The following is a 25,829-nucleotide window of genomic DNA, read 5'->3' as shown; positions in this document are numbered from 1 at the left end:
GACGCTCTGCAACGCAGACGTGCCTGAATTACGCTTCAACCGGCTCACCCGCGGCGTACCAATCCTTGAAGGCGCCGGCGTAATGCTCGCTGACGTCGAGCCCGTTCTGCTGCGCCGCGGCGATGGCGTGGATCGAGCGCACGCCCGAGGCGCAGGAGAAGACCGGCCGGCGCCCATCGGCCTCGATCAGCGCCTTGAGCGCCGCGGGGTCGAAGGTCGAGAGCGGGTGCGAGACCGAGCCGGGAATGCGCCCGCGGGCGAATTCGTGATCCTCGCGCACGTCGATGAGCAGCAGCGAGCCGTCCGCCAAGCCCTGCTTGACCGTCTCGCGGTCGAGGTCGACCACCTTCATCGCAACCGATCTTTCCAGAGAGGGCCGCCGCCGAAGGGGCGGATCGAAACGCGTGCGAGTCTCTTAAGTCCTCTCGCCCCCGCGGCGCAACATCGGCACGCCGGCCGGCGGCAGGCCGGCGAGCGCCGCATCGACGCGCTCGAAATGCGCCGCCCAGCCCGGCGGCGCGTAACCGGCGAGGCGGTCCGCCAACGCCGCCCGGAGCCGGGAGCCCGGCTCGCTCAGGGCTTCGACGGCCTGTCGCCAGCCCGATCCGTCGAGCGGATCGAGGAGGTGGGCGAATCGCCCGCCGATCTCGCGGTGGACCGGGATGTCGGAGGCGACGACCGGGAGGCCGCTCGCCGCCGCCTCGACCACCGGCAGGCCGTAGCCTTCGATGAAGGAGGGCATCAGCAGGGCGGTGGCGCCGCGCATCAGCGCCGCGAGGCCGTGGGTGGACAGGCCGACCACCTCGCCGACATGCGGACGGATGGCGGCGCAGCGGTCGAGCATGTCGGCGACGTTCTCGATCTCCCAGCCGCGCCGCCCGACCAGGACGAGCCGCGGCGTCTCCGCGCCCAGGCGTCCGGCGAGATCGCGCCAGAGGTTGAGTAGAAGCAGGTGGTTCTTGCGCGGCTCGATGGTGCCGCAGACGAGGAAGGTCGGCCGTGCGAGCCGCGGCAGGGCCGACTCGCCGCCGCCGCCCGAGAAGACGGGCTCGACGCCGAGCGGGGCCACCGTCACCGGTTTGGCGCCCAGGCCCCGCCGGCGGGCGTAGTCCGTGAAGCGGGCGCCGACATCGCTCGAATTGACCAGCACGTGCGCGGCGTGGCGCGCGACGGTCTCCATCCGCAGCCCGTGGCGCGCGGCCTCCCCCGGCCGGCCGTATTCCGGATGGGAGATCGGGATCAGGTCGTGGACGAAGAAGACCGCCCGCACGTCGCGCCGGGTGTAGAGCCAGTCGAAGCGCTCGGGCCGGTCGAGCCGCAGATGCGAGGTGTGCAGGTAGATCGTGCCCTCGGGCAGCCGCTCGGGGCCGCCGGAGCGCAGCACCCGCAGGGCGGTCTCGGCCTGGAGGCGGCGTCGGTCGAGCCCCCCCTCCCCCCGGCGCCTGCCCGCCCGCGGCGCCGGGCGGCCGTCGGCGGCCGGGTCGGCGGCGAGGGAAGCCGCGAGCGCCTGGAAGACCGGATCTGCGGCGGCGGTCACGTCCTCGACCCAGCCCGCGGCGACCGCCTCGACGATGCCGCGCGCCGTCGCCCGGTCGAGAACCCGCGGACCCAGTGCCGTCGAGACGAGCCCGAAGCGGGTGCCCTCCGCGCCCTGGTTCAGGACGTGCCGGGCATAGGCGAGATCGACCCGGTCGATGCCGGTGGGGCTGGCGTGGCGGAGCCGGGTGATGAGGCGGGTCAGGTCGATGGCGAGGCAGGCTTGCATGGGCCGCTGCATAGACCGGAATTCGTCGCCCTGGCGACCGGCGTCCCTCCCCGACCTGGATCTAGTGAGACGGCGACTCGGTCGCGCCGCTATGGTTCGCGATCTCCCGGCCGACCTCCAGCAGGAGGACGTCGATGAGTTGGCGCAGCCGGGGCTTGCCGCTCGCATCGATCGCCCGGCGGGCCGCGATGAGGAGTTCGGCGGCCTCGTCGATGGCCTCGGCCGCGGCCGCGCGCTTCAGTTCGCGCAAGCTCCGCGTCCCGGCGCCGGGATCGGCGCGCTCGACCAGGGTCCCCTCCCCGCGAACGGGCTGTCGCCGCGCATCGCGATGGATCCGGCCGCGGCACAGGACCTTGCGCGCGGGTCCGGTCGCGGAGGCGACCCAGAGATCGACCGCGACGTCGTCTTCCTGCTCCGCCGCGCGGCCCACGTCGCCGAGGAAGCGGGCGGCCTCCGCCGTGCCGAGGCCGGCCGTCGCCCGCTCGCTGCGCAGGGGGAGCCCGGCGAGGCGGACATCGCCCGCCATGCGTTCGGCGGCCCCCTCGTCGAGGAGGAAATGGCCGGTCGCCGGATCCCATTCCCAGGTTCCGACGATCTCGGATTTCGCCAGCGTTCGGGCGAAGACCGGGGCTGTCCCGCGCCGGGTGTCACTGCGTCTGCGTTTCAAGGTCCTGCTCCCCGCGCGAGATGCGTCAGGCTGATGGTGGTGCTGGGGCGCCGCGGCCGGCCGCGGCGCCCGGCGTCTCAGGAGGCGAGGCGGGCGACGCTGGTCCGCGGCGGAGCCAGGACGGAGCGGATGTCGCCGCGCTTGTTCTGGAGCTGGCGCAGCGACCGGCGGTCGAAGGCCGCTTCGACCGCGACGATCTCCTCGCCCTCGATCTCGTGCGGCAGCCCGAGAGGGATGGCGCGCAGATGCAGCTGGAGGAGGCGCAGGATCCAGCTCGTCGGCATCTCGGAGACGAAGCTGGTGATTCCCCGCGGCAGGCCCCACTCGACGATCGCCGTCATCAGGGCCAGGGCCGTTGGGTTGAGCCGCCGGCCCGAGGTGCGCGCCGATTCGGCGACGCAGATGCGGCCCCACTCGACGATATGCGCACCCGACGGCGCCGCGCCCTCGCAGAGCTGCGGCAGCACCATCGGCAGCAGGTACGGCCGGGTGGTCGGCAGCAGGCGCGAATATCCGATGACGGTCTCGTCCTCGTCGAGAGCGAGCAGGTGGACGGCGTGCTCGTCGTCGAACTCGTCGATCTCCCGCCGGTCGGGACGGGCGAGGTTGGACCAGCCCAGCTCCTCGACGAAGACCCGGTGTCTCAGGCGGAAGGCTTGATCGAGAGCACCGGCATAGTCCTGCATGTTCTCCGCGGTCACGACGTGGATCATCGGAACACCTCTTCAGAAAGCTGAGGTGTTCGTCCCAAATTCAGCCGTGTGGCGGCACTACGAGAACTCGTAGGTTTTCGTTCGAAGAGCTGTGTGCAGTTCGGGAGGGGAGACGAGATGCGAGCGCTCGTGCCAGCATACCGGGGCCCGCGCCGCCGGGGTCTCTATCTTGGATTGTATGTCGAAAACAATACAGAAATTGTCGGTTACAGGTGAGTTTCGCGCGAACCCACGCTCGAAGCCGATCAATCCTGCGTGATCGTCCCTGTATGCGCTCGATCGTCAGCATCGCCGGACGAGGGCGCGACTCCAGGCCGACAGCCCGGTGATCGCACCGGGGAGGATGCGCCGGACATTCAATTTTGCATTGTCTTTTTCGTGAGGCGCCGGCCGCCGCTCGGACTGGTGCGCTTCGCCCTGGATCGTGTCCGGCGTCCCGGTCGAGCCGGGTCTCGCGCGCGGCGCCGCCCGGGCTTCAGGCGAATCACCGCTCCTGACGCGAAGGCCCGGCCCCGCGGGCGCCGCGGCCGGTCACACGATCAGCCCGCGCCGGAACCCCTCGGCCACCGCCTGGGTGCGCGAGACGCAGCCGAGCTTCATCCGGGCGGAGCGGAGGTGGAAATCGACGCCGTGCCGGGAGATGCCCATCAGCTCACCGATCTCCCAATCGGTCTTGCCCTCGGCGACCCATTGCAGGCTCTCGCGCTCGCGCGGGGTCAGACCCATCCGGCGCTCGCTGGGGCCGTTGTCGATGAGCAGCGTCTGCCCGACCACGTAGGAGGCGAGCAGGGTCAGCATCCCGCGCTGTCCCGGGCTGATGTCGAGTTGCCGGCCGGCGAAGGTGAGGCCGCCGCGCTCCTCCTCCAGCGTGGCGAGCGGCACGGTGAAGCCGTCCTTGAGGCCGAACTCGCCCGCCTCGTTCATCACCTGCCGCGAGCGAGGGTCGATCACGCCCTGGGGCTCGACCTCGGACCAGTGGAAGCCGGTCGTGCTGGACAGGGTCGTCTGCACGATCGGATCCGCATACATGTAGCCCTTCGAAAAGTAGAGCCGGTTCCACTCGTCGGACGTATTCTCAAGGATGACGTAGTTCTTCTGCGTCCGCGCCGGAAGGCGCTTCAGTGGGATCATGGCCGAGATGATGTATTCAATGCCGAGGGCGTTCAGCCGCGGCATGATGGCCCGCAGGATATCCTCGCGCGAATGCGCTCGGTCGAGCGATTTGAGGATTTCCAACGTCAGGTCGAGTGATTTTCTAGACATGGCCGGACAAAAGGATCGCTCTCTCATCACGATAGATCGCTGAGCCGCGCTTGAGAAGAGCAGCAGAATTTTTCTCTTAGGTTGTCCCGCTCCGGACCGTGGGGTGCCCTCCACGAAGGGCGGGCGCATCGTCCGTGCCTGCGGTCGTGCTGGATGCCGTGCGGTCGAACAATGCGCCGTGTCAAATCCAAGGGAAAGATGCGCTTTCGTCCCCATCATCGGCTCGGCGGCGTTCGGCGCGCGCTTCGCTGCCCAAGGGGAGCGGAAGGGGAGCGGAAGGGGTTGCGCTGCCCGGGACGGACGGCTATGAGCCGCGAGCCCGACAAGGGTTTCGGAGTGTAGCGCAGCCCGGTAGCGCACCTGTCTGGGGGACAGGGGGTCGTCGGTTCAAGTCCGGCCACTCCGACCATTCCAAGCCGCCGCACCGGTTTGCGAGCAGAGCCAAGGTTGTTTTCCCTTTCCGGTTCCGGTCGGGGTCGATCAGGGGCCTGCGGATTTTTCCGACTTCCCTCGTTCTGCAGCAGCGTGCGCCGCATCGCTCCGCGGACTGTGCCGGGCGGGCTCGCGCGCGGCACGATCGGCAGCGGCTCGCCCGGCCTCGACAGGCCGCCGATCGAGAGAGGCCATCGCCTGAAAGCGGCACCAGCCGGCAGCGTATCGTGAACATTCGTGTTGGATCGCGATTCGATCTCAGGTGGCCGATCGCACTGCCGTGGTCTCGCATTAACCGTCCTTAAAGTGCAGACACTTACACTCTCGGAACTGGCAATTGATCTCGCAGAAATGCGATGAATCTGTCATTTGAGAAATACAAGAATTGCTTGGGCGGATGTTCCGGGGTTGAGCGTGACCAGCCTGTTGACGAACATCTCTTCGATGTCAGCTTTAACGACGCTCAAGAGCATCACTCATAGCCTCGACATCACGAGCCGACGGATTTCCACGGGGCAGCGCACCTCCAGCGCCTCCGACAACGCCGCCTACTGGTCGATCGCGACCACCATGCGCACCGACAACGCGGTGCTCTCCGCGATCCGGGACACGCTCGGCCTCGGCGCCGCCGCGGTCGACGCGGCTTATCAGGGCACGTCCTCCGTGCTCGCCGACCTGCGGAGCCTGCGCGCCAAGCTTCAGACGGCGCTGCAGCCGGGTGTCGACCGCGCCAAGGTCCAGACCGAGGTCGGGGCCATCCAGGACCGGATGCGGGCCACCGCGCGCGCCTCCGGCACGACGGACGAGAGCTGGCTCGCCATCGATTCCGCGGCGGGAGGGCGGAGCGTCCGGCAGGTGGTGTCCGGCTTCACCCGCGACGCGTCGGGCGCCGTCCGAACCTCCAGCATCCCGATCGAGTCGGGCGCGATCGCCCTCTACGATGCCGGTACCGCGCAGGTCACCGTGCCCGCGACCCCCGCCCGCATCACCGCCGGCGAGGCGATCCCCGGCGCGACGGACCTGAGCGGCACCGCCTCCGTGCGCTTCGACCTGAGCGTGGACGGCGCGCCGGCGCGCCCGATCGTGCTCAGCGGGGCGACCATGATCTCGGCAGCCCGCGACCTCGCGGCGGTCACCCCGGACGAGCTGGTGCGGGCGATCAACAACCTGATCGCCGCCGATCCGGATCTCGCCGGCACCGTTCATGCCGGCCTCGACGAGGCCGGGCGCCTCTGGTTCGAGACGACGGAAGCGGGCGCGGGCCGGACCCTCGCCCTCGACCGGACCGGCGCGTCGGGTCCAGGTGTCGATCTCGCGGTGAATGGCGGCTTCGAGGCCGGCTTGGCGGGCTGGACGGTCGGGGCCAACACGTCCTGGAATCAGGTCAGAGCGCCGGCTCGGTCCGGGACGGCCGGTTACGCCATGGGAACCAGCGGCACGCCGACGACCGTCTCGCAGACCCTCGCGACGGTGCCCGGGCAGTCCTACCTGCTGAGCTTCTGGCTGAAGAACGATCCCGGCGGGACCAGCAACTTCTTCAAGGCGGATTGGAACGGCGCCACCGTCGTCGCCCGCGGGGCCGACCCGGCCGGGCCCTTCATCGAATACCACGTCACAGTCACGGCGACGGGGCCGACTTCCGTCCTGACCTTCGAGGCGCGGCAGGATACCAACTGGTGGTATCTCGACGATGTCTCGGTGACGGGCACGGGCGGCGCCGACGTCACCCTCGGCTTCGGCGCCGGCGCGAGCGACCATCGCGTGGCCGCCGGCTCCGATGCCGCGACGGCGGCGGCCCGCGGTCTCCTCGATACGGTCGATCCCGCGAGCGGCGTCTCCGTGGACACGATCGACCTGACGGCGATCGGCAGCGGCACCGCCGCGGACGCGGCCCTTGCCCGGGCGATCGACACGGTCGAGCGGGCCATCGCCCGCGTGACGGAGTCCGGCGTACGCCTCGGCGCGAGCCGCACGCAGATCGAGGGGCAGCGGAGCTTCCTCGACACGCTGATGAAGGCCAATGACCGCACGATCGGCATCCTGGTCGATGCCGATATCGAGGAGGAATCGACGAGGCTGAAAGCGCTTCAGACGCAGCAGCAACTCGCCGTCCAGGCGCTCTCGATCGCCAACGCTTCGAGCCAGCCCGTGCTCTCCCTCTTCCGGCCGTAAGACGACGGAGCCGTCGAGGAGCGGACGGAAACTCCCCCGATCACGACGTCTTAGGTCTGAGGGCCGACAGCCTCCGGCCGGAGGTCGGACCGGCGCAGCTTCACGATCGTCTCCCGCAGCCAGCGCTGGCTCGGCACGGTGTCGTTCGAGGCGTGCCAGATCATCGAGATGGAGACGTCCGGCAGCGCGATCGGCGCCGGGCTCACGGTCAGGCCCATGCTGTCGGCGAAGAAGCGCGCGAGCCGCGCGTGCATCGTGGCGATGACCGGCGCCTGCCGCACCACGAAGGGCATCACCGAGAATCGGGGTGAGGTCAGGGCGATGACGCGCTTGCGGCCGATCTTGGCCAGGGCGTCGTCCACGACGCCGTGGGCGCTCTCCACGAGGCTGGTCAGCAGGTGGGGAAGCCGCACGTAGTCGTCGAGCGAGATCGGCGCGCTCACCCCGACGAGCTCGGCGTTGAAGATGCAGAGGTAGCTCTCCTTGTTGAGGATCCGGCGCTTGTGGTGCGTCTGGCCCTGCTCGAACACGCCGATGCCGAGATCGACCCGCCCCGTGTCGAGATCGTCGAGGATGCGGTGCCGATCGACCGTGTGCAGCAGGAGCTTCACGCCCGGCGCCACCGCCTGCAGATGCGCGATGAGCGTCGGCATCAGCAGCACCTCGGTCGAATCCGGGATGCCGAGGGAGAAGGTGAGGTCGGCCGTGGCCGGATCGAACGCGTCCGGCGGCCGCGTGATCTCCTGGATCTGAGACAGCGCTGCCTGCACCGGCGCCATCAGCGCCAGCGCCCGCGGCGTCGGCCGCATCCCGTCGGGCGCGCGCGTCAGCAACTCATCCGAGAAGGCGGCGCGCAGCCGTCCCAGGGCATGGCTCATCGCCGACTGGCTGATGCCGATCCGTCCCGCCGCCCGCGTCACGCTGCGCTCCGTCAGAAGCGCGTCGAGGGCGACGAGCAGGTTGAGATCGAGGCGACCGAGATGCACGTGATCGATGCGCATTATGAAATCGATCCATTTGATTCATGGGCGTCGGTCCAGCACATACAGTCTCACGAAGCGACGGGGAGCCCGCCGCCGAAAAACGAGGCTGATCTCAATGTCCAAGACATTTCTCTCGCTCACCACCGCCGCGCTGGCCCTCACCGCTCTCGCGACGGCCTCCGCCCGCGCCGACGAAGTCGGCGGCGTCCACAACGTCAAGACGGTCGGCGCGCTCGCCCTGGAGACCCAGGGTCTGGCGACCAGCGATCTCTCGGTCCACCGCCAGGGCGGCTTCGCCCTCCCCGGCTCGGTCCAGTGGATCGACACGCCCTCGGATCAGGTGAGGACCCGGCAGGCCGCCTTCTGAGCCGGTCCCGTGGGACGCACGGCCGGGCTGCACGATCCTCCGGCGCCGTATGGCGCCGGAGGCATTTTTGAGGGCCTGTTTGACGGGCTGATCCGATCAACTCCCCTCATCCTGAGGTGCTGCGAAGCAGCCTCGAAGGAGGGCTCCAGAGGTCGCGCGATCCCTGGAGCCCTCCTTCGAGGCTCCGCTTCGCTCCGCACCTCAGGATGAGGGGAAGGACTGGAAAACCGTGGCATCGCACCGGCTCGGTGTTGAAGAGTGAAGTGATACTGGCGCTGAGACCGACGATCACAGTGCCCGTTCCGCCGGCTTGAACCGGGCGAACCGCAGCGCCAGCATCGGCAGCACGGCGAGGTTGAGCACCGTCGAGGTCGCGAGCCCGCCGAGGATGACGAGCGCCATCGGCCCCTCGATCTCGCGGCCGGGCTCGCCCGCCCCGAGCGCCAGGGGCAGCAGGCCGAGGCCGGTGACGAGGGACGTCATCAGGATCGGCACGAGGCGGTCGGCCGCCCCCTCGATGGCGGCCGCTTCGGTCCAGGGACGGCCTTCCGCCAGCACCATGTGCTCGTAGTGGGCGATCATCATGATGGTGTTGCGCAGCGAGATGCCGAACAGCGTCACGAATCCGACGATCGACCCGAGCGAGATCACCGCGCCGCTGAGCGCCACCGCCAGCACGCCGCCGACGAAGGCGAAGGGCAGGTTGACGAGGACGAGGACGAGGTTGGTCAGCGAACCGGTCACGACGAGGAGCAGCAGCACGATCCCGAGACCGGCCAGCCCGGTGTAGAGCGCGAGTTCGCGCCGCGCCTTGGCCTGCGTCTCGGCCGCGCCGCCGAAGCCGATATCGATGCCCGAGGGCAGCGCGACCTCGCGGGCGATCTTCCGCTTCGCCGCCTCGGTGAAGGAGGCGACGTCGCGGCCCTCCACATTCGCCGTCACCACCCGCACCCGCTGCGCGCCGACATGGCCGACGGCGTAGCGGCCGGCGGTCTCGTAGATGTCCGCCACCTGGGCGAGGCGGATATAGCTTCCGCTCGGCGTGCGCAGGGGCAGGTTGCCCAGCGTCGAGAGGCGCGTGCGCACGGCCGGTTCGAGCACGACGACGACGTTGAACACGGCGTTGCCCTCGTAGGCTTGGCCGACGATGTCGCCCTGATAGGCGGTGCGCACGATCTCCAGGACCTCGATCGCGTCGAGGCCCCAGTGGCGCAGGTCGGTCGGGCGCAGGCTCACATTGATCTGCGGCAGGCCCGGCGGCGATTTGAGCTGGACGTCGGCCGCGCCGCGCACCTCGGCGAGTTCGCGCGCCACGTCGCGGGCGGTGGCCTCGATCCGCTCGAGATTCGAGCCGGTGACGCTGACCACGACCGGCGCGGTGAAGCCCGAGACGACCTCCTCGATGCGCTCGGTCAGGAAGGTCTTGAGCGAGAAGCTCGCCCCGGGCGTCGCCGCCATCAGGGCGCGGATGCCGGCCTCCGCCCGCTCCTGCGCCGCGCCGTCGAGGCCCGGTTCGAGATCGATATGGATCTCGCTGTCATGCGTGCCGCCGAGATCGTAGCCGGCCTCGGCGCGCCCGACCTGCTGGGCGACCGCGCGCACGCCCGGCACCGCCTTCAGCCCCGCCGCGACGCGCTCGCCGAGCCGCAACGTCTCCTGCAGCGAGGTGCCCGGCGCCGAGGCCATGTGCAGGATGAGGTGGCCCTCCTTGAGGTCCGGCAGGAACACGCCGCCGAAGAACGGCACCGGCAGCGCCGCCGCCAGGGTCAGGGCGAGGCTGGCGGTGCAGACGAGACGCGGGTGGCGGTTGAGCCGGGCGAGCCCGCGGACATAGAGGCTCCGCACCCTGCGGCTCACCGGGGCCTCGCGGGTCGGCAGGTTCGTGCGCCCGGCGAGGAGCAGGCGGGCCAGCGCGGGCGTCACCGTCAGCGCCACGGCGAGCGAGGTCAGCACGGCGAGGATGTAGGCGAGCGCCAGCGGCCCGAACAGCCGGCCGGGCACGCCGGTCAGCGCCAGCACCGGCAGGAACACCAGCAGCACCGCGAAGGTGGCGTAGGCGACCGAGACGCGCACCTCCAGGATCGCGTCGAGCACCACCCGCGCGCCGGGCCGGGGGACCGCGGCGCCCCGGTTCTCGCGCAGGCGGCGCATCACGTTCTCGACGCCGATCACCGCGTCGTCCACGACCTCGCCGATGGCGATGGCCAGCCCGCCGAGGGTCATGGTGTTGAGGCTCTGGCCGAACAGGCCGAGGGCCAGCACCGCGCCGATCAGCGAGAGCGGGATCGCGGTGGCGCTGATCAGCGCCGTGCGCCAGTCGGCCAGGAAGACGAACAGCACGACGACGACGAGGATGCCGCCGAGCGCGAGCGCCTGGACGACGTTGTTGGTGGCCTGCGTCACGAAGTTCGCCGGCCGGAACAGGTCGGTGCGCAGGGCGATGGCGTCGCGCTCCAGGCCGGGCCGCAATTCGGCGAGCGCCGCCTCGACCCCTGCCGTCACCTCGAGGGTGTTGGCGCCGTACTGCGCGCCAACCATCAGCAGCACGCCGGGCTTGCCGTCGACCAGAGCCGCGCTGATCGCCGGCTCCGGCCCGGCCACGACGTCGGCGACGTCGCCGAGCACCACGCTCGCCCCGCCCTCGTTGATGAGCACCGTGCGCGCGACCGCCTCCGGGGTCAGCGACTGCCCCTCGGTCTGCAGGGTGATGCGCTGGTTGATCGTGTCGACGAAGCCCGCCCCGCGCACGCCCGTCGCCTTGCGGCCGGCGGCGAGGACGTCGTTGAGGCCGATGCGGAAGCGGACCAGATCCTGCGGCCGGACCTGGATGCGGATCGAGCGCAGGTCGCCGCCATAGACCAGCACCTCGCCGACGCCGGGGGCCGCGAGCAGGCGCAGGCGCAGGCGCCAGTCGGCGACCGTGCGCAGGTCCATCAGCGACCGCGTCGACGAGGTCAGGCCGATGAGGAGCACCGAACTGGTCGAGGAGGTCAGCGCCGTCATGGTCGGCGGCAGCACGCCCTGCGGCAGCCGCGCCGTCACCGCGGCCAGACGCTCGTTCACGAGCTGGCGCGCCCGGTAGATGTCGCTGCCGGAGGCGAAGGTGGCGGTGATCACCGACAGGCCCTGGATCGAGTTCGAGCGCATCGTCGCCAGCCCCGGCAGGCCGCCGATCGCGACCTCCAGCGCCTGCGTCACCAGCACCTCGACCTGTTCGGGGTTGAGGCCGGGCGCCTCGGTCTGCACCGTCACCGTGGGCGGAGCGAATTCCGGGAAGACGTCGTACTTGGCCGAGCCGAGGGCGACGACGCCGTAGACGGACAGCGCCAGGACCAGCGCCAGGACGATGCCGGGCCGTCGCACGGCGAAGGCCACCAGGGCGGCCTGAAGGCCCGAAGGGGCGGGCGTCGCGGATGTCGGATGCGGCGCGTCGATTCGCGCCGTTCCGCGCGCGGGCGGCTGGTCGAGCATGCTCAATCGTCGTCCGCGTCGGCGGCCTGGATCTGCCCTTTCAACTCCTCGGACAGGACGGCCTGCGGCCCGGTCACGACGATCTCCGCCTCCGCGCCGAGATCGTCCACGACGTAGGCGTCGTCCGAGATCGGCGCGTCGGCCTTGAGCGGATGGCGGGCGAAGGCGTCGTCGCCGACGCTGCGGTAGATCCAGGCGCTCCCCTGCCAGTGCACCACCGCGCTCTCGGGCACGGCGATGCCGGTCGTCTCGCGCTCCGAGGTCAGGAAGGCCAGCGTGCTCATGCCCGGCAGGAGCCCGCTGTCGCCGGCCACGGTGTAGAAGTAGCTGACGCCCTGGATGCGCTGGTCGGTCCGGGTCGCGGGCGAGACGTAGCGCAGGGTGACGCGCTCGCTCTGCGGCGGGACCTCGGCATGGGCGATGGCCGGCGGCGCCTTCAGCGTCTCGCCGGGCGGCAGGGTCACCTGCACGAGGAAGTCGGTGCGCTCGATCAGCCGTGTGATGGCCGGCGAGCGCTCGACGATGGCGCGGCCGATCACCGTTCCCCATTCCTGCTGTGCGGTGGCCGCGAGCGTCCGAAGCTGGGACTGTGCCGCGGCGAGCGCCGCCTCGTCGGTGCGGAAGGTGCCCTCGGCCGTCTCAAGCTGGACCTTCGTCGCGTACTGGCCGAGGCTGCGCGCCCGGACATAGGCCGCCCGCGAGACCTCCGTCTTGGCCTCGGCGGTCTGCAGCTGCGCCTTGGCGCTGGCGTAGCTGTTGGTGAGTTCCGTGACCCGCGCGAGGTCGAGGACCGAGCCGAAGGCCTGCACCTCGATGCGGTGGGCGATCCGCTTGAGCCGCGCCGTCTCGACGCCGATCCGGCTCTGCTCCTCGTCGCTCAGACGCACGACGGCCCGGCCGCCCTCGACGGCGACCCGCGCCGACAGGCCGTTCGCGGCCGGCGGCTGGTGCGCGACCGGCGTCATCGCGCTGGACAACCGCGCCTGCAGGTCGGAGAAGATGGGGCCGGCATTCACGCGCAGGCCGGCTCCGGCATCCGTCAGCACGAGCGCGCCGAGCGCACCCACGCCGAGCGCCAGCCCCACGGGCAGGACGACCCGCCGCCGCATCACACCGCCTCCACAGCCCTCGCGTTCTCCGCGCGATTTGCCACTTTTGCCCGGTTTTGTTTGCGAGGTCTACCCGGATCCTGGGCGATCCCCATCTTCGCGGCGACGGGCGCGATCCGCCGGCCGTGACGGCCGATGATGACGCCGTCCGCCCTCGAATGTCACCTCGCGACACTGGACAGACGCGGACGATCCGCCGATGAAAGGCGGCCCCTTCCGAGCGAGTCCCGAGAGCCGTGATCGCGGTCAAGAAGTTTCTGAAGAAGGCGCGGTTGCCGGCCCTGACGACGCGGCGGGCACCGTCCTCGATCGTCCGGACGCCGCTCCCGGGCTTCGACCCGATCTATTACCTCTACTGGTATCCGGACGTGCGCGCGTTCCCGCAGGGTCCCCTCGTCCACTACATCCATTACGGCTGGCGGGAGGGGCGCGACCCGAGCGCCGGTTTCAGCACCGAGGGCTACCTGAGGGCCAATCCCGACGTGCGCGAGAGCGGCTGCAACCCGCTCGTCCACTTCGTCGAGTGCGGCCTCTACGAGGGGCGGCGGGGCTGGAACAAGAATCCGGACGCGCCGCCACCGAAGCCGCACCCGCTGGATTATCAATCGGGCAAGCTTCTGCCGCCTCCGATCCGTGCGCCCGGCAACTGAGGCTGGCCGGCCCCGTTGACGCGGGCGGGCCGCTATGGCTGTAGGCCGGATGTTTCCCGTGAGGATTGAATTGCGTCATGACTGAAGGCGATACGCTGGCCAAGGCCCTGGCCGACGTCCGGCAGCGGATGGCCGACCTCCAGGTCGAGTACGAGCGCGTCTCCATCGAACTGGCCAAGCTCCGGGTGGCGGAGAAGTCGCTCGCGGCGATCGTCGAGGGCGCGCCCCTGGAGGGCGTCCACGGCAACGGGAGCCAGGCCGCGCCGGCCTTGTCCGGCGAGGCGCGTCCGGGGCGCGGCGGCGGGCGGGGCAGCCGCGGGCCGCGGGCCAACTCGGCCAAGGGACGGCTGAAGGCCCTTCTCGAGACTGCCGGGCCGCAGGGCCTGTCGCATGCCGAGATCGCGCGGCGCCTGCCCGACGTCGCGCCCAACACGCTCAACACCTATCTCAGCGTCATGGCCAACAGCGGCGAGGCCGTACGCCGGGGCGACTTCTACGCCGCCGGAACACCCCGCCCCGCCTCCGACGAGGCGTCGGAGGACGAGGCCGACCCGCGGGAGCCGGCCGACGGGGAAGAGGAATCCGACGCGGCGGAGTGAGGCGGCTGCCCGCTAATCGGGAAGCGCGAAGACGACGAGGGCGTCGCCGGTGCCGAAGCCGGACCCCTTGGTGAAGGAGGCGCCGCCCGCGGCCACGGCCACGTACTGGCGGCCCTCGACGGTGTAGGTGACCGGCGGCCCGCCGATCCCCGCCCCGCACTGGAAGCGCCAGAGGATTTCGCCGGTCGTCGCGTCGTGCGCGTCGAGATGCCCGTCCTCCTCGCCCGAGAAGACGAGGCCGCCCGCGGTGGCGAGGGTGCCGCCGGAGAGCCGGCTTCCGGCCTTGCGCGACCACGCCACCGCGCCGCCCCGCGCGAGATCGACCGCCGTCAGCGTCGAGAAGGCCGGCTCTCCCTTCGCCTCGCTGGTCTCGGTGTAGCGGACCTCGCCGCGTCCGCCGGAAGCGGGCACGGTCTTCACCGTGTAGGTCGCCGCCCCGTGCCGCACCTGGGCGAAGGCGAACCCGCTTCCCGCGTCGTAGGCCACCGGATGCCAGGAGACCGCGCCGAGGGGGCCTGGGCTGACCACCGTGCCCTCCGGGCTCGGGGGCACGAACAGGTTCTTGTGGGTGATGAGCGGGGCGGACTTGGCGATGAGCCGTCCGTCGGCGCGGTCGTGGACGTAGATCCAGCCGAGCTTGCTCGCCTGCGCCACCGCCTTGACCGTCCCCTTCTCGGTGGGGACATCGAGCAGGAAGGGCGGGCTCGCCACGTCGTAGCCCCACTGCTCGTGCGGCACCTGCTGGAAATGCCAGCGCAGCTGTCCGGTCTTCACGTCGAGCGCCACGAGGCTCATCGTGTAGAGGTTGTCGCCCGGCCGGGTCAGGCCGAAATTCTGCGGCGCCGGGTTGCCGGTGCCGAGATAGATCAGGCCGAGATCGGCATCGTAGGCCGGCGTCATCCAGAGCGAGCCGCCGCCGACCTTCCACGCTTCCCCGTGCCGAGGGGCGGCGGCCTTCTCCGCGGCGATGTCGCGGTTGAGCGGCAGCCCGTCCGCGGTCTTTTCCGCGAAATCGCCCTCCCAGCCGTCGGACTTGGTGACGTACCAGCGCCAGCGCTCCTCGCCGGTCTTGGCATCGTAGGCGGCGAGCCAGCCGCGCCGGCCGTAGCCGCCCTCGATCCCGACCACCGCGCCGCCGTCGAGTCCGCCCTTCTCGTCCTCGACATGGAGGCCGTAGCCGGCCCCCGTCACCCCGACGACGACGAGGCCGTCGGCCACCAGCGGCGGCATCTTGAAGCCGAGGCGGCTCGAGCCCTGGACCGGCTTGTCGCCCAAGGTCGCCGCGAGCGCGGAGGCGGTCTCCGTCTCGCCCTCCTCGGGGCGGACCGCCTCCCGGTCCCACACCAGCCGGCCGGTTCTCGCGTCGAGGGCGATGACGCGCCCGTCCATGGTCGCCTCGAAGACGAGGCCGCCGGAGACCGCCACGCCCCGGTTCGAGGGCGGCCCGAAGATCTTCTCCGTGCGCGCCTTGTGGGTGTAGGTCCACAGCACCCGGCCCGACTTCGCCTCGAGCGCCGCCACGTGGTTGCCCGTAGTCGAGACGTACATCACGCCCTCGACCACCACCGGCTCGGCCTGGAAAGTGCCGGTGACGCCAGTCTGGAAGATCCAGGCCGGGCGCAGGCGGCCGACATTACCGCGGTCGATCTGCGCCAGCGGCGAATAGTGGGTGTTGGCGGCGTCGCGCCCGAAGGCCGGCCAGTCGCCGGAGGAGCGGGCGGTCTCCTGCGCGGAGGCGCCCGGCAGGACGGCCGGCAGGAGGAAGAGCAGCGCGGCGGCGAGGGCGGCGCATCCCCGGCCGGAGGGCGTCTTCGAGCGCTCGGCAAGCGTCATCGTGTGGCGTGGCACGCAGGTCCTCCCATCCTTCGCTTCCTGGTTACGGTGGAGCGGCGGCCCTGTCGAACGGCCACGACCGTTCGACCGAGCGACTTTCTCGGACCCTTCCGTCCGTTTGCGTAGTTATCGAACCCAAAGGGACCGTCGCGAGCGCTCGACGAGCGTTCCGGCGGCGGTCACTTCACGCAACCGAGAGAGATTGATGCGAATTCTGATCCTGGCCGCGACACTGGCTTTCGCCGCGCCTGCCTTTGCCCAGACCACCGCCCCGACGGCGCCGCGGACCGGCGCGCCCGTGGTCGGCGGCCAGAACAACACCGGTGCCGACACCAACGTCACGGTTCCGCGCGGTAGCACCGGAGCGGATACCGTCCAGACCGATTCGGCGGTCGGCGGCAACGCCAACCAGCCCTCGCGGTCGGTGCCCCAGGGCAGCGGCGGCGGCGGAAGCAGCGGCGCCGGGGGCAACTGATCCCCGAAAGAGGACCGGGTCCGGCCATCGCGCCGGGCCCGGCTCAGTGGCGGGGTGCCATCCGCAGTTCGAACTGCGCGCCCCTGCCCGGCCTCAGCGACAGCGTTCCGTCGAGCTGGCGCGCGAGGTTGCCGACGACGCGCATGCCGAGGCTTGCCCGGGCTTTCAGCGGATCGAAGCCCGGCGGCAGGCCGACGCCGTCGTCGCAGACCGAGACGGTCAGCCCTCCATCCTCCCGCATCGCTGCCTCGACGCGGATCTCGCCCTGTCCGTCGGGATAGGCGTACTTGATCGCGTTGGTGACGAGTTCGTTCACGAACAGGCCGAGCGGGATCGCGAGGTCGGCCGGCATCGTGACCGCCGCGGCGCGGCAGCGCAGGGCGTGGGCGCCCGCGCTCTCCGTCAGCTTCTCGCACAAGGCTTCGAGGAAGCCGGCCACGTCAATCCGCGTGAGGTCCGGCTGGCGCCAGAGCTGGTCGTGGACCTGGGCCACCGCCTCGACGCGGGCGCGCGCGTCGGCCAGCGCGCTCCTCACGTCCTCGTTCTCGGTGCCTCTGGCCTGAAGCGCCAGGAGCCCGGCCACCACGGCGAGGCTGTTCTTGACCCGGTGGCTCATCTCGCGGCTCAGAAGGTCCTGCCGCTCCAGGGCGACCTTGAGCTGCGCCTCCGAGCGCAGGCGCTCGATGGCGCTGCCGAGGAGGTTGGCGAAGCCCTGCATGAAGGCGATGTCGGCCGGCCCGAACACGCCCTCGCGGGTGTCGTCCACCTCCAGCACGCCGTAATGCCCCTCCCGGTTGGTGATGATCACGTTCACCGCGCGGCGGATGCCGTGGCTCGCCATCAGCTCCGGCGTGCGGAAGCGGGTCTCGTTCTCCAGATGGTTGGAGATCACGGGCTGGCCCGTCTTGAGGGCGTAGCCCGCGGGCGAGGCGAGGTCGGCGCCGATCACCGCGCGGCCGATGCAGTCCGGCTCCCATCCGATGCCGGCGCAGACGAGGAGCAGATCCTGGGCGGGCTGGTATTCGAGCGCCTTGCAGAACTGCGCCTGCATTCCCTCCGCGCAGAGTTCGGTCGCCCGTTGCAGCAGCGGCAGGAGTTCGGTGGCGCGCAGGGCCTCGACGCCGAACGCGGACAGGATCGCCTGCTGGCGCAGCCGAAGGTCCAGGGCCTCCGGCGAAAGCTCGGTCATGGGGTCGTCTCAGGTTTCCCGAAATGCGGGCTTTCGCGCCGACGACGCGCGATTGCAGACGACGGTGTCGGCAATGTGGGAAAAACGCGCCCGCAATGAAAAAATAGACTGTGTAGATCAAATGGAAAGGCGCGGCCTGACCGCGCCCGTCCTGTGCCGGATCGGCCCCGAGAATGCGGCGCGGACCGCGCCGGCCTCAGGGCTTGGCGTCGATGAGCTTCTGCGCGCGGGCGACCGCCTCCTCACAGCCCTTGGCGTCGCCCTTGCCGTCGGCGGTGCGGGCCTCTTCCAGGGCGACCCGGGCCTGCTGGGCCTGATCGGCGCCCTTGCCGGCTTCCGCCGACTTCTCCGGGGGGGCCTCGCGCTGATCGGTCTGGCCGCCGGTGCCGGTCTGGCCCTCGCCCTCGCGATGGGCCGCGACGGTCTTGCTGCCGGTCGAGGCGGCGATCGATGCCGACGCCTCGGACTTCGCCCGGCCGTCGAGCTTCGCGATCTGCTCGGAGCAGGACGAGGCGAGCGCCGGCCCGGTCAGCAGGATCCCGGCCAGCGACAGGGCGAGGGGAAGGCGCGCGGTGAGCGTCATGAAGCGTCGGTCCTCGTGCAACACGGATGCCTTGAGAAAGTCGCGGGGCACCCGGAGGGTTGCCCGCGTCGTTGACCCTCTCCCCATCCGAGCCGGGATTGCCCGACTCGGACAGGGGAGCCGGATATCGGGCAAGCCCGACATCCGGAGGGGGGAGAGGGAAGCACGCCCGCTCCAGCGTCGAGAGGCGCTCAGGTGCTGAGCTGGTCGCGCAGCGGCAGCTCGCGCACCCGGCGTCCGGTGGCGGCGAAGACCGCGTTGGCGATGGCCGGCGCGACCGGGGGCACGCCCGGCTCGCCGACGCCGCCGAGCGGGCTGTCGTAGTCGTTCGAGGGCACGAGATGGACCCGCACCGCCTTCGGGGCGGCGTCGATGCGCAGGACCTCGTAGCCGTCGTAGTTGGCCTGCTGCGCCCGGCCGTTCTTGAAGGTGATTTTCGAGGTGAGCGCGAGGCCCATCCCCATCACCACCGCGCCCTCCATCTGCGAGCGGACGCGCTCCGGGTTCACCTGCGGCCCGCAATCGACGGCGATGTCGATGGCGTGGACCTTCACCTGGCCCTTGTCATCGACCTCCACCTCGGCCGCGACCGCGGTGTAGGTGACGAAGCTGTAGTGGCCGGCGATGCCGAGACCGCGGCCCTTCTCCAGCTTGCGGCCCCACTTGGCGCCGTCGGCCACCGTCTCGATGACGCGGCGCAGGCGTCCGGTATCGACGGGGTAGCGCTTCGGGTCCTCGCCGTAGTTCCAGACGTCGCCGATCTCGGTCGGGTCGATCTTCCGGGCCGGGCCGATGAGGTCGAGCAGGTAGTCCTTCGGGTCGCGGCCCGCCGCGTGGGCGAGCTCGGCCACGAAGGACTGGATCGCGAAGGCGTGCGGGATGTTCGAGACCGAGCGGAACCAGCCGATCCGGGTGTGGGCGGAGGCTTCCGGGTTCTCGAAGCGCAGGTTCTTCAGGGCCAGCGGGTTGTTGACGAGGCCCATGCCGAGCTCGAACGGCAGCTCGTGCTTCGGATCGGGGGCGAAGATCGAGCCGATCGTCGGCGCCACCGAGCGATGCAGCCACGCCACCGGCATGCCCTTGTCGTCGAGGCCAGCCTCGATCCGCTCCACCGAGATGGTGTGGTAGTAGCTGTGCTGGATGTCGTCCTCGCGGGTCCAGACCAGCTTGACCGGCGCGCCGTCCATCGCTTGGCTGCACAGCGCCGCCTCGACCACGTAGTCGGGCTTGGACTTGCGGCCGAAGCCGCCGCCCAAGAGCGTCACGTTCACCCGCACCTTGTCGGCCGGGAGGTTGAGGCGCTTCACGACGCGGTCATGGGCGGCCTGCGGACCCTGGGTGCAGGCCCAGATCTCGCAGGCGCCGTCCTTGATCCGCGCGACCGCGGCCGGGTTCTCCATCGGCGCCTGGGCGAGGTGAGGCACGAAGTACTCGGCCTCGAGCTTCGTCTTGGCGGTCTTCATCGCCGCATCGACGTCGCCCGCGACCCGCACGACCTTGCCCGGCGCGCGGGCGGCCTTCTCCAGTTCCTTGCGGAAGGCGTCGGTGTCGTAGCCGGCGTTCGGGCCGTCGTCCCAGGTCACCTTCAGGGCCTCGCGGCCCTTCATCGCCGCCCAGGTGTTCTTGGCGATCACCGCGATGCCGCCGAGCGGCATGAACTCGGACGGGATCTCGCCGCCGTCGATCTTGAGGATCTTCACCACGCCCGGGACCTTCTTGGCCTCGGTGTCGTCGTAGCTCACGACCTTGCCGCCGTAGACGGCCGGCCGGGCGACGACGGCGTAGAGCATTCCGTCGAGCTTCACGTCGAGGGCGTAGATCGCCTTGCCCGTCGTGATGTCGTGGTTGTCGATGAGGCCGATCTTGCCCTTGCCGATGTAGCGGAAGGCTTCCGGCTTCTTGAGCGCCACGCTCTCGCGGGCCGGCACCGGCAGGCCGGCTGCAGCCTCGGCGACGTCGCCGTAGCCGAGCGTGCGGCCGGACTTGGCGTGGGTCAGGACGTGGTTCTCGGCCTTCACCTCGCCGGCCGGCACGCCCCATTGCTTGGCGGCGGCCTGGATCAGCATCAGCCGCGCCGCCGCACCCGCATGGCGGAAATGCTGGAAGAAGTGGCGGAGCGAGCGGGAGCCGTCGGTGTCCTGGTTGCCGAAGCGGGTCTCCTCGCCCCAGGCCTGGATCACCTTCACCTTCGACCAGTCGGCCTCGAGTTCGTCGGCGACGGTGAAGGCGATCGAGGTGCGGACGCCCTGGCCCATCTCGGAGCGGTGGTTGGTGACGGTGACGGTGCCGTCCTTGGCGATGGCGACGAAGATCTTCGGGTCGTCTCGCCAGCCGTTGGGCATGCCGTCGGCGCCGAACTTCTTGGCCTTCTGCTCCTCGGTCTGGCCCTCGTCGGCCTTGGCGCGATCCGTGAGCGAGAGGGCGAGCACGAGGGCGCCCATGCCGCCGAGGATGCCGCGGCGGCTGACGTTGTCGATCCGGACCGGGCCGGCGTCGGAGGCGGCGAGGTCGGCCATCAGCTTGATTTCGTGGATCACAGGCGGTCTCCCTTGGTCGCGGGCGCCGTCTGGCCGGCAGCCTGATGGATCGCGGCGCGGATGCGCGGATAGGTGCCGCAGCGGCAGATGTTGCCGCTCATATTTTCGTCGATCTGTGCATCGGTCGGCTTCGGGCTGTCCTTCAGGAGCGAGGCCGCCTGCATGATCTGGCCGGTCTGGCAGTAGCCGCACTGGGCCACGTTCAGATCGCGCCACGCCACCTGGACCGGGTGATTGCCGTCGGGCGAGAGTCCTTCGATCGTCGTGATCTCCTGGCCTTCCGCCGCGGAGACGGGGGTGATGCAGGCCCGCGCGGCGGTACCGCCGAGATGGACCGTGCAGGCGCCGCACTGGGCGATGCCGCAGCCGAACTTGGTGCCGGTCAGGCCCAGTTCGTCACGCAGATACCAGAGCAACGGCATCTCGGGATCGCCGTCGAAGCTGCGTTCGGCTCCGTTGACCGTGAGTTTTATCATCGCTGCCATCTGCCGTTTCAGATTGGAGGGCGCGCGAGCGGAAGGGATGCCCGCCCGGCCGCCGGATCGATCTGCCGTACCCCATGGATGCCGTACCGGGACCGGTCCGAAGCCCGACGGGCGGGTGGATCGGTGCCGTGGCGGCCGGTTCACGGGCGATGCCGTCCGGCTCTTGGTGATGCTGTCGTCGGTCGCGGGGGCGGCGTTGTCGCTCCGCCGCGACGATGCGGAGGCCGTGGTGGGGCCTCGACTGCATTTCTTATCTGGAATTAATCAGAACTGGGAGGCTGTGGCAATCGCACGACTTGGTCGTGGCCGAGGCTTTCGCGCTGCGGAGGGGGAGTCGGGCGCGGTTCGGGCGAAACCGCGGAACCGTCTGTGCGGTCGCGCACACGAGCGTTGCAGCAAATGCTGCATCGGGCCGCCCCCCCCTCAACGGCGGTCGTGGTCGGCCTTCACGGCTTCGGGCAGGGCGGCGTACCACTCGGCGTAGGGCGTGTTGGCGATCATGCGCCGGTTGAGGTCGGGCGCGCCGTCCGTCCACCAGACCGGTCCCCGCTCGCCGAGCCCGTTCTTGGCGCCATCGACCGCCGCGCGGGCGCGGACGAGCGCCGCCTCGTCGCCGGAACGCTTGGCGGCGCGCACCGCGCGGCGGGCATCCATCAGGTCGCGAACCAGGCGGTCGCGCTGCATCGGTTCGAGATCGGGCCGGTGCCGCCGCCACAGCCGGCCGTGCACGACGATGTAGCGCCCGTCCGGCGTTTCCAGCACCCGCATCGTCGCTCCCCTGCCTTGATCGTCGGGCCAGCCCCTCAGGCGAAATCGCCGATCTTGTCGGCGACGACGTCGGGCGCGGTCACCGAGGCATGGCCCGCCTGCCAGAGGCGGTGCTCGTTCGAGCCCGGCGGATGGGGGTTGCCGTCCGGTGCCTCGCGCCGTTCGGCGGCGCGGCGGCCGTCGAGATAGGCGGGCTCCCGCGTCTCGTCCGGACCGATCCCCGTGGCGGGGCCATCGCTGCGTTCCATGGTGCGCCCTCCCATGCAGGCCGTCTTTGCCGACCACCTTTCGCGAACTCGCGAATCTACCGCTGCCCGCGGCGATGGCGAGGGGGATGGTGGAACAACCGGACCGCGCCTTGGGCGGGGCGAGGTTTCCGTTCGGGCGGAGTTCACTTAAGCCGCGCTTAGAGTGCCGCGCGCGAGTCCGGCCCGTTCGGGAGACGGGAGGGCGCGACGCGCGTTTCACGAGAGATTGCCGGCCGCGCCGCCCGGCCGGCGGCACCACGCACCACCGAATACGGCCCCGAGGACGCCCGATGAGTCGCCTGGACGAACTGAAGAACGACCCCGCCTTCCGCCAAGCCGCCCTCGCGGTGCGCGGGGCGGCCAGTACCCTGAGCGGCCGGGCCATGACCCACGAGGAGGCCGAGCTCCTCGTGAGCTTCGCGCTCGCCACCTACGCCAATGCCGGCGGCCTCGCCGAGCCGAGCCTGAGCCGGCTCGCCCGCTTCGCCGGCAAGGTCGAGCCCGACGCGAGCTTCGAGAGCATGCTCAAGCACTGAGACCGGAGGGGGCGGCGGGCCGCCCTCTCCTTTCGACCTCGCCTTTCGCACTCAGCCGAAGGCGCCGACCTCGTGCTGGATGATTCCCGAGATCTCCCGCACCCGCTCGAACATCCGCCGGATCGGGCCGAATAGGGTATTATGCTCGGTCTCGTAGGTGCCGACGTCGCGCGGTCCCGGCGGCTCGCCAAAATTGAGGCCGAGCGTCGGGTCGGGCGTGACCGGATAGATCTCGTCGAGCAGCTTCAGGCAGCCGTCGATGTCGAGGCGCAGGAAGCGTTCCAGCAGCATCTCCCGGGTGAGGCCCGCCTGCGGCCGGAAGCTCGGGATGTGGGCGGCCAGGAACCAGATCCGGTGGATCAGCGCGAGGCGGATCGCGTGGAGCAGGGCGAGCCGAGTCGACATCGCGGCGAGGTCCGGCGCCGCGGCCTGGAGGAACAGTCCGTCGCGGGTGAGCCGGCCGAAAAGGCGCCGGAGATCAGGGGCGAGGTTCAGCCGCTCCAGCGCCGCGGCGATGGTGACGAGTTCGTCGCGCCGGGCGTCGCGCCGCGTGCGGCGGGCCCGCTCCAGCCAGACCGCCGGGTCGAGGGTGTCGATATAGGCGCGCATCACGTCGAGGTCGCCGACGCTGGCGGCGTGCTGCACGAGGCGGAAGGCGCGGGAGAAGCGCACGGAGTTCGCCCGCATGTGGCGAAAGAGCTCCGGCGCCCGGTGCGCGGCGCGGCCGACGCCGTGGAGCGAGTTCGCGAGATAGCCAAGCTGCTGCAGGATCGCGTTGTTGGGGATCGCCCGCATCTGGCGCGGATGGGTGATGGCGGCCGGGCCGCCGCCGTCCGACTGGCGCGCCACCGGGCGCGAGCCGGTGCGGTCGATCAGGCTCGGGCCGAAGGTGCCGAGCAGGGCTGCGTAGCCGCGGTCGTCGACCAGCGTCTCCATGTCCTGGCGGACCACGCGGAAGAACTCCGCGGCGAAGTCGGCCTCCTCGTAGATCGGGTCGGCGACGGGGGCGGCCGCCCGGTCGTTGAGGGCGTAGTCGGCGAAGGCGTCGTCCTCGGTCAGGGCGTCGGCGAAGACGTGCTCGGCGATGCGGGCCACCGAGGCGCCCGCGAGTTCGGGTGAGCCGAACATCAGGTAGCCGTCCGAGCCCTGGAAGCTCGATTCCAGCCGCTCGCGGATGCCGGCCTTCGCGTTGCGCCGACGCGAATCCTCCGGTGCGAGATAGGCGAGGCGGTCGCGCAGGCTCGTCGGGTGGGCGCCGCGGCCGATCGACTCGCCGTGGGTGTCGAAGATGACGAGCTCGATGTCGGACAGCCCGTTCTGCGTCATCAGCTCGGTGATGCGCAGGCGCAGGCGCTCGATCCAGAAGGTCGCAGCCAACTGGCCGACATAGCGCCCGGAATCCGAGTAGCCGAACTGCACCGAGAGCCGGCCGAGCCGCTTGAGGTGGGCGCGCCAATGCGGGTTGCGGAGCGCGTCGTCGAGGACGCGGATGCCCTGTTCCAGCGCGCTCGCGGTCTCGAACAGCGGCGTGATCTCGAGCTTGTCGGAGATGCCGTAGTGGCGCGCGAGCCAGAGGGCGGCGAGCAGGGTGTAGCCGGTCTCGGTCTCGGCGATGAGGAAGCGGACCGGGTGGGTGCCGTCGACGTGCTTGAGGATCTGGGTGATCGTCATCATCAGCCGCGCGGCCGAGGCCCGCTCGGCGGCGAGCGCGCCGAAATCGACCGGCACCGGCCGCACGTCGTTGAGCAGCGTGTTGATCGCCGCGAGGTGCGAGCGGCGCTGCGCGGCGTCGGTCGGCTCGCCCTCCAGTTCGATGACGCGCCGCACGGCGTTGTGGATCTGGCTGGCGTTGAGCCGGAAATGCGGCAGGGCGTTCGAGAGGCCGTGGGCGGCGACGCCGGAACGCAGCACGGCGATGACGCGGCGATCCGCGTCGGTCTCGGCGGCGCCGAGCGCGGCGGCGAGCCCGGCCAGGATCGGCCCGGCATCGGTCTGCGCCCGCTCGCGCTCGATGATGAGGCCGAGGGCGAAGCGGTGGACCGCCTCCAGCGAGGGCTTGGTGCCCAGCAGCGGCGCGCCCGCGAGCTGACGCTCGACGGCCGCCCGCGCGCCCGCGGTCAGCTCGCGCACCACGCGGGTCGCCGGGATGTCGGGCAGGTCGCGCAGGAGGCGATCGAACTGCATGCGCTTCGAGATCAGCCGGTAGCGCATGGTGTCCCACCAGCCGATATCGGTGCGGCCGTCGGTGTCGCAGCCGACCCAGCTCGCGATGGCGAGCGGCTTGGTCACGAGCTCGGTCCAGCGATCCGGCCAGCGGGCGCGGGCGGCGTCGAGGATCGCGCCGTTGAAGGCGTCGATCGCCGCGCGGCCGTGGTTGGCGGCGACGCAGGCCTGCTCGAACTCGTCGTCGAGGCTGATCTGCGGGTCGGGCCGGGTCGAGCGGGCGGCGGCCTCGCCGATGATCGGCGCGCGCTTGTCGGCGTCGGCGAGCGAGGCGGCCCGCGCGATCAGCTCGGCCACGGCCCGCGGCATGCCGAAGGTGGGGTGCGCCGTGAACACCGCCGCGAAGGCGGTGCGGCCGACGCGGTCACGGAACGTCTCGAAGTCGCCCGAGCCCCGCGCCACCGCCGCCACGAGCCGATTCGCGAGCTCCGCCACGGGGGCCGGCTCCCCGGTCGACGCGTCGGCATCGAGGCCGACATAGCCGCGCAGCCGCTCGGCCCGGGCGGAAAGAGCCCGCCGCCGCAGGGTGGCGAGCAGGGCGTCGAGATCCGATTCGCCGATCTCGTCGCGGTCGAGCCGGCGGGTGATGGCGAGCGTGACGGCCAGCACGGGGTTGCGGAACGGGTCCTCGCTCGCCTGCTCGCGGGTGCGGGCGACGAGGTCGAGAAGCTCGGCCTCCAAATGGGGGGCGTCGCGATCCGTCGCCTGCGAGGGCGCTTCCGTCGGTTGGGCGGGCGGGGCGGCGGGGATCGGCGCGGGAG

The 25,829-nt window shown here is 70.9% G+C and carries 22 protein-coding genes and 1 tRNA gene; 7 read left to right on the top strand and 16 right to left on the bottom strand.

Annotation, left to right across the window (positions count from 1 at the left end; genetic code table 11):
* Nucleotides 1-28 precede the first annotated feature (28 nt).
* The 5 genes from ABS772_RS21855 to ABS772_RS21835 form a co-directional block, all read right to left on the bottom strand.
* Complete coding sequence (locus ABS772_RS21855) at nt 29-352, bottom strand: rhodanese-like domain-containing protein (protein WP_350396848.1); 324 nt, start codon at nt 350-352, stop codon at nt 29-31.
* A gap of 63 nt (nt 353-415) precedes the next feature.
* Nucleotides 416-1,777: a glycosyltransferase family 4 protein gene (locus ABS772_RS21850; RefSeq protein WP_407943009.1), complete on the bottom strand. Its 1,362-nt coding sequence runs from the start codon at nt 1,775-1,777 to the stop codon at nt 416-418.
* A gap of 49 nt (nt 1,778-1,826) precedes the next feature.
* The gene (locus tag ABS772_RS21845) at nt 1,827-2,432 is read right to left on the bottom strand and encodes a hypothetical protein (RefSeq protein WP_238255886.1); all 606 of its coding nucleotides are present in this window, start codon (nt 2,430-2,432) and stop codon (nt 1,827-1,829) included.
* Between the two features lie 77 nt (nt 2,433-2,509).
* Nucleotides 2,510-3,145, bottom strand: a complete 636-nt coding sequence (locus ABS772_RS21840) for an acyl-homoserine-lactone synthase (RefSeq protein WP_350396847.1) — start codon at nt 3,143-3,145, stop codon at nt 2,510-2,512.
* Nucleotides 3,146-3,676: 531 nt separating this feature from the next.
* Entirely contained in the window at nt 3,677-4,408 is a 732-nt protein-coding gene (locus tag ABS772_RS21835; RefSeq protein ID WP_238255884.1) for an autoinducer binding domain-containing protein, read from the bottom strand.
* Nucleotides 4,409-4,740: 332 nt separating this feature from the next.
* On the opposite strand from ABS772_RS21835, the gene ABS772_RS21830 reads away from it, so the two are divergent.
* Nucleotides 4,741-4,817: transfer RNA gene (locus tag ABS772_RS21830), tRNA-Pro, on the top strand.
* 467 nt (nt 4,818-5,284) lie between these two features.
* Nucleotides 5,285-7,012: a flagellin gene (locus ABS772_RS21825; RefSeq protein WP_456238271.1), complete on the top strand. Its 1,728-nt coding sequence runs from the start codon at nt 5,285-5,287 to the stop codon at nt 7,010-7,012.
* A 50-nt stretch (nt 7,013-7,062) separates the two neighbouring features.
* Here ABS772_RS21825 and ABS772_RS21820 read toward each other — a convergent pair whose 3' ends face one another.
* A complete protein-coding gene (locus tag ABS772_RS21820; protein WP_350396845.1) occupies nt 7,063-8,013 on the bottom strand; it encodes a LysR family transcriptional regulator in 951 nt (316 codons plus the stop codon).
* 97 nt (nt 8,014-8,110) lie between these two features.
* On the opposite strand from ABS772_RS21820, the gene ABS772_RS21815 reads away from it, so the two are divergent.
* A complete protein-coding gene (locus ABS772_RS21815; RefSeq protein ID WP_238257280.1) occupies nt 8,111-8,362 on the top strand; it encodes a hypothetical protein in 252 nt (83 codons plus the stop codon).
* Between the two features lie 288 nt (nt 8,363-8,650).
* On the opposite strand, the gene ABS772_RS21810 is transcribed toward ABS772_RS21815, so the two are convergent.
* Both ABS772_RS21810 and ABS772_RS21805 read right to left on the bottom strand, forming a co-directional pair.
* Nucleotides 8,651-11,833, bottom strand: a complete 3,183-nt coding sequence (locus ABS772_RS21810; RefSeq protein ID WP_350396844.1) for an efflux RND transporter permease subunit — start codon at nt 11,831-11,833, stop codon at nt 8,651-8,653.
* A 2-nt stretch (nt 11,834-11,835) separates the two neighbouring features.
* Nucleotides 11,836-12,942, bottom strand: coding sequence for an efflux RND transporter periplasmic adaptor subunit (locus ABS772_RS21805; protein WP_350396843.1), 1,107 nt, complete (start codon nt 12,940-12,942; stop codon nt 11,836-11,838).
* A gap of 236 nt (nt 12,943-13,178) precedes the next feature.
* Between ABS772_RS21805 and ABS772_RS21800 the strand changes: the two genes are divergently transcribed.
* Together ABS772_RS21800 and ABS772_RS21795 are read left to right on the top strand one after the other, a co-directional pair.
* Nucleotides 13,179-13,592, top strand: coding sequence for a hypothetical protein (locus tag ABS772_RS21800; RefSeq protein ID WP_350396842.1), 414 nt, complete (start codon nt 13,179-13,181; stop codon nt 13,590-13,592).
* A gap of 77 nt (nt 13,593-13,669) precedes the next feature.
* A complete protein-coding gene (locus tag ABS772_RS21795) occupies nt 13,670-14,191 on the top strand; it encodes a hypothetical protein (RefSeq protein ID WP_350396841.1) in 522 nt (173 codons plus the stop codon).
* A gap of 12 nt (nt 14,192-14,203) precedes the next feature.
* Here the strand turns inward: ABS772_RS21795 and ABS772_RS21790 are convergent, their stop codons facing one another.
* Nucleotides 14,204-16,039, bottom strand: coding sequence for a pyrroloquinoline quinone-dependent dehydrogenase (locus ABS772_RS21790; protein WP_350396840.1), 1,836 nt, complete (start codon nt 16,037-16,039; stop codon nt 14,204-14,206).
* 190 nt (nt 16,040-16,229) lie between these two features.
* Here ABS772_RS21790 and ABS772_RS21785 point away from each other — a divergent pair, with 190 nt between their 5' ends.
* The gene (locus ABS772_RS21785) at nt 16,230-16,499 is read left to right on the top strand and encodes a hypothetical protein (RefSeq protein ID WP_238257481.1); all 270 of its coding nucleotides are present in this window, start codon (nt 16,230-16,232) and stop codon (nt 16,497-16,499) included.
* 43 nt (nt 16,500-16,542) lie between these two features.
* On the opposite strand, the gene ABS772_RS21780 is transcribed toward ABS772_RS21785, so the two are convergent.
* From ABS772_RS21780 to ABS772_RS21755, 6 genes are all read right to left on the bottom strand, one after another.
* The gene (locus ABS772_RS21780; protein ID WP_350396839.1) at nt 16,543-17,688 is read right to left on the bottom strand and encodes a sensor histidine kinase; all 1,146 of its coding nucleotides are present in this window, start codon (nt 17,686-17,688) and stop codon (nt 16,543-16,545) included.
* Nucleotides 17,689-17,884: 196 nt separating this feature from the next.
* Nucleotides 17,885-18,271: a hypothetical protein gene (locus ABS772_RS21775; protein ID WP_350396837.1), complete on the bottom strand. Its 387-nt coding sequence runs from the start codon at nt 18,269-18,271 to the stop codon at nt 17,885-17,887.
* Nucleotides 18,272-18,462: 191 nt separating this feature from the next.
* Nucleotides 18,463-20,808 (bottom strand): xanthine dehydrogenase family protein molybdopterin-binding subunit, encoded by a 2,346-nt coding sequence (locus ABS772_RS21770; protein ID WP_350396836.1) that lies wholly within the window; start codon nt 20,806-20,808, stop codon nt 18,463-18,465.
* Entirely contained in the window at nt 20,805-21,284 is a 480-nt protein-coding gene (locus tag ABS772_RS21765; protein WP_350396872.1) for a (2Fe-2S)-binding protein, read from the bottom strand. Before ABS772_RS21765 ends, ABS772_RS21770 begins: the two co-directional genes overlap by 4 nt.
* 432 nt (nt 21,285-21,716) lie before the next feature.
* Entirely contained in the window at nt 21,717-22,061 is a 345-nt protein-coding gene (locus ABS772_RS21760) for a hypothetical protein (protein ID WP_350396835.1), read from the bottom strand.
* Between the two features lie 35 nt (nt 22,062-22,096).
* The gene (locus ABS772_RS21755; protein ID WP_350396834.1) at nt 22,097-22,309 is read right to left on the bottom strand and encodes a hypothetical protein; all 213 of its coding nucleotides are present in this window, start codon (nt 22,307-22,309) and stop codon (nt 22,097-22,099) included.
* Nucleotides 22,310-22,599: 290 nt separating this feature from the next.
* Here ABS772_RS21755 and ABS772_RS21750 point away from each other — a divergent pair, with 290 nt between their 5' ends.
* A complete protein-coding gene (locus tag ABS772_RS21750; protein ID WP_183436985.1) occupies nt 22,600-22,845 on the top strand; it encodes a hypothetical protein in 246 nt (81 codons plus the stop codon).
* Nucleotides 22,846-22,896: 51 nt separating this feature from the next.
* Here the strand turns inward: ABS772_RS21750 and ABS772_RS21745 are convergent, their stop codons facing one another.
* Complete coding sequence (locus ABS772_RS21745; protein ID WP_407943010.1) at nt 22,897-25,749, bottom strand: phosphoenolpyruvate carboxylase; 2,853 nt, start codon at nt 25,747-25,749, stop codon at nt 22,897-22,899.
* Nucleotides 25,750-25,829 lie beyond the last annotated feature (80 nt).

Origin of the sequence: Methylorubrum podarium (assembly GCF_040270385.1) — a bacterium.
Lineage (GTDB): Bacteria > Pseudomonadota > Alphaproteobacteria > Rhizobiales > Beijerinckiaceae > Methylobacterium > Methylobacterium podarium.
This window is presented reverse-complemented; position numbering and strand designations above follow the sequence as displayed.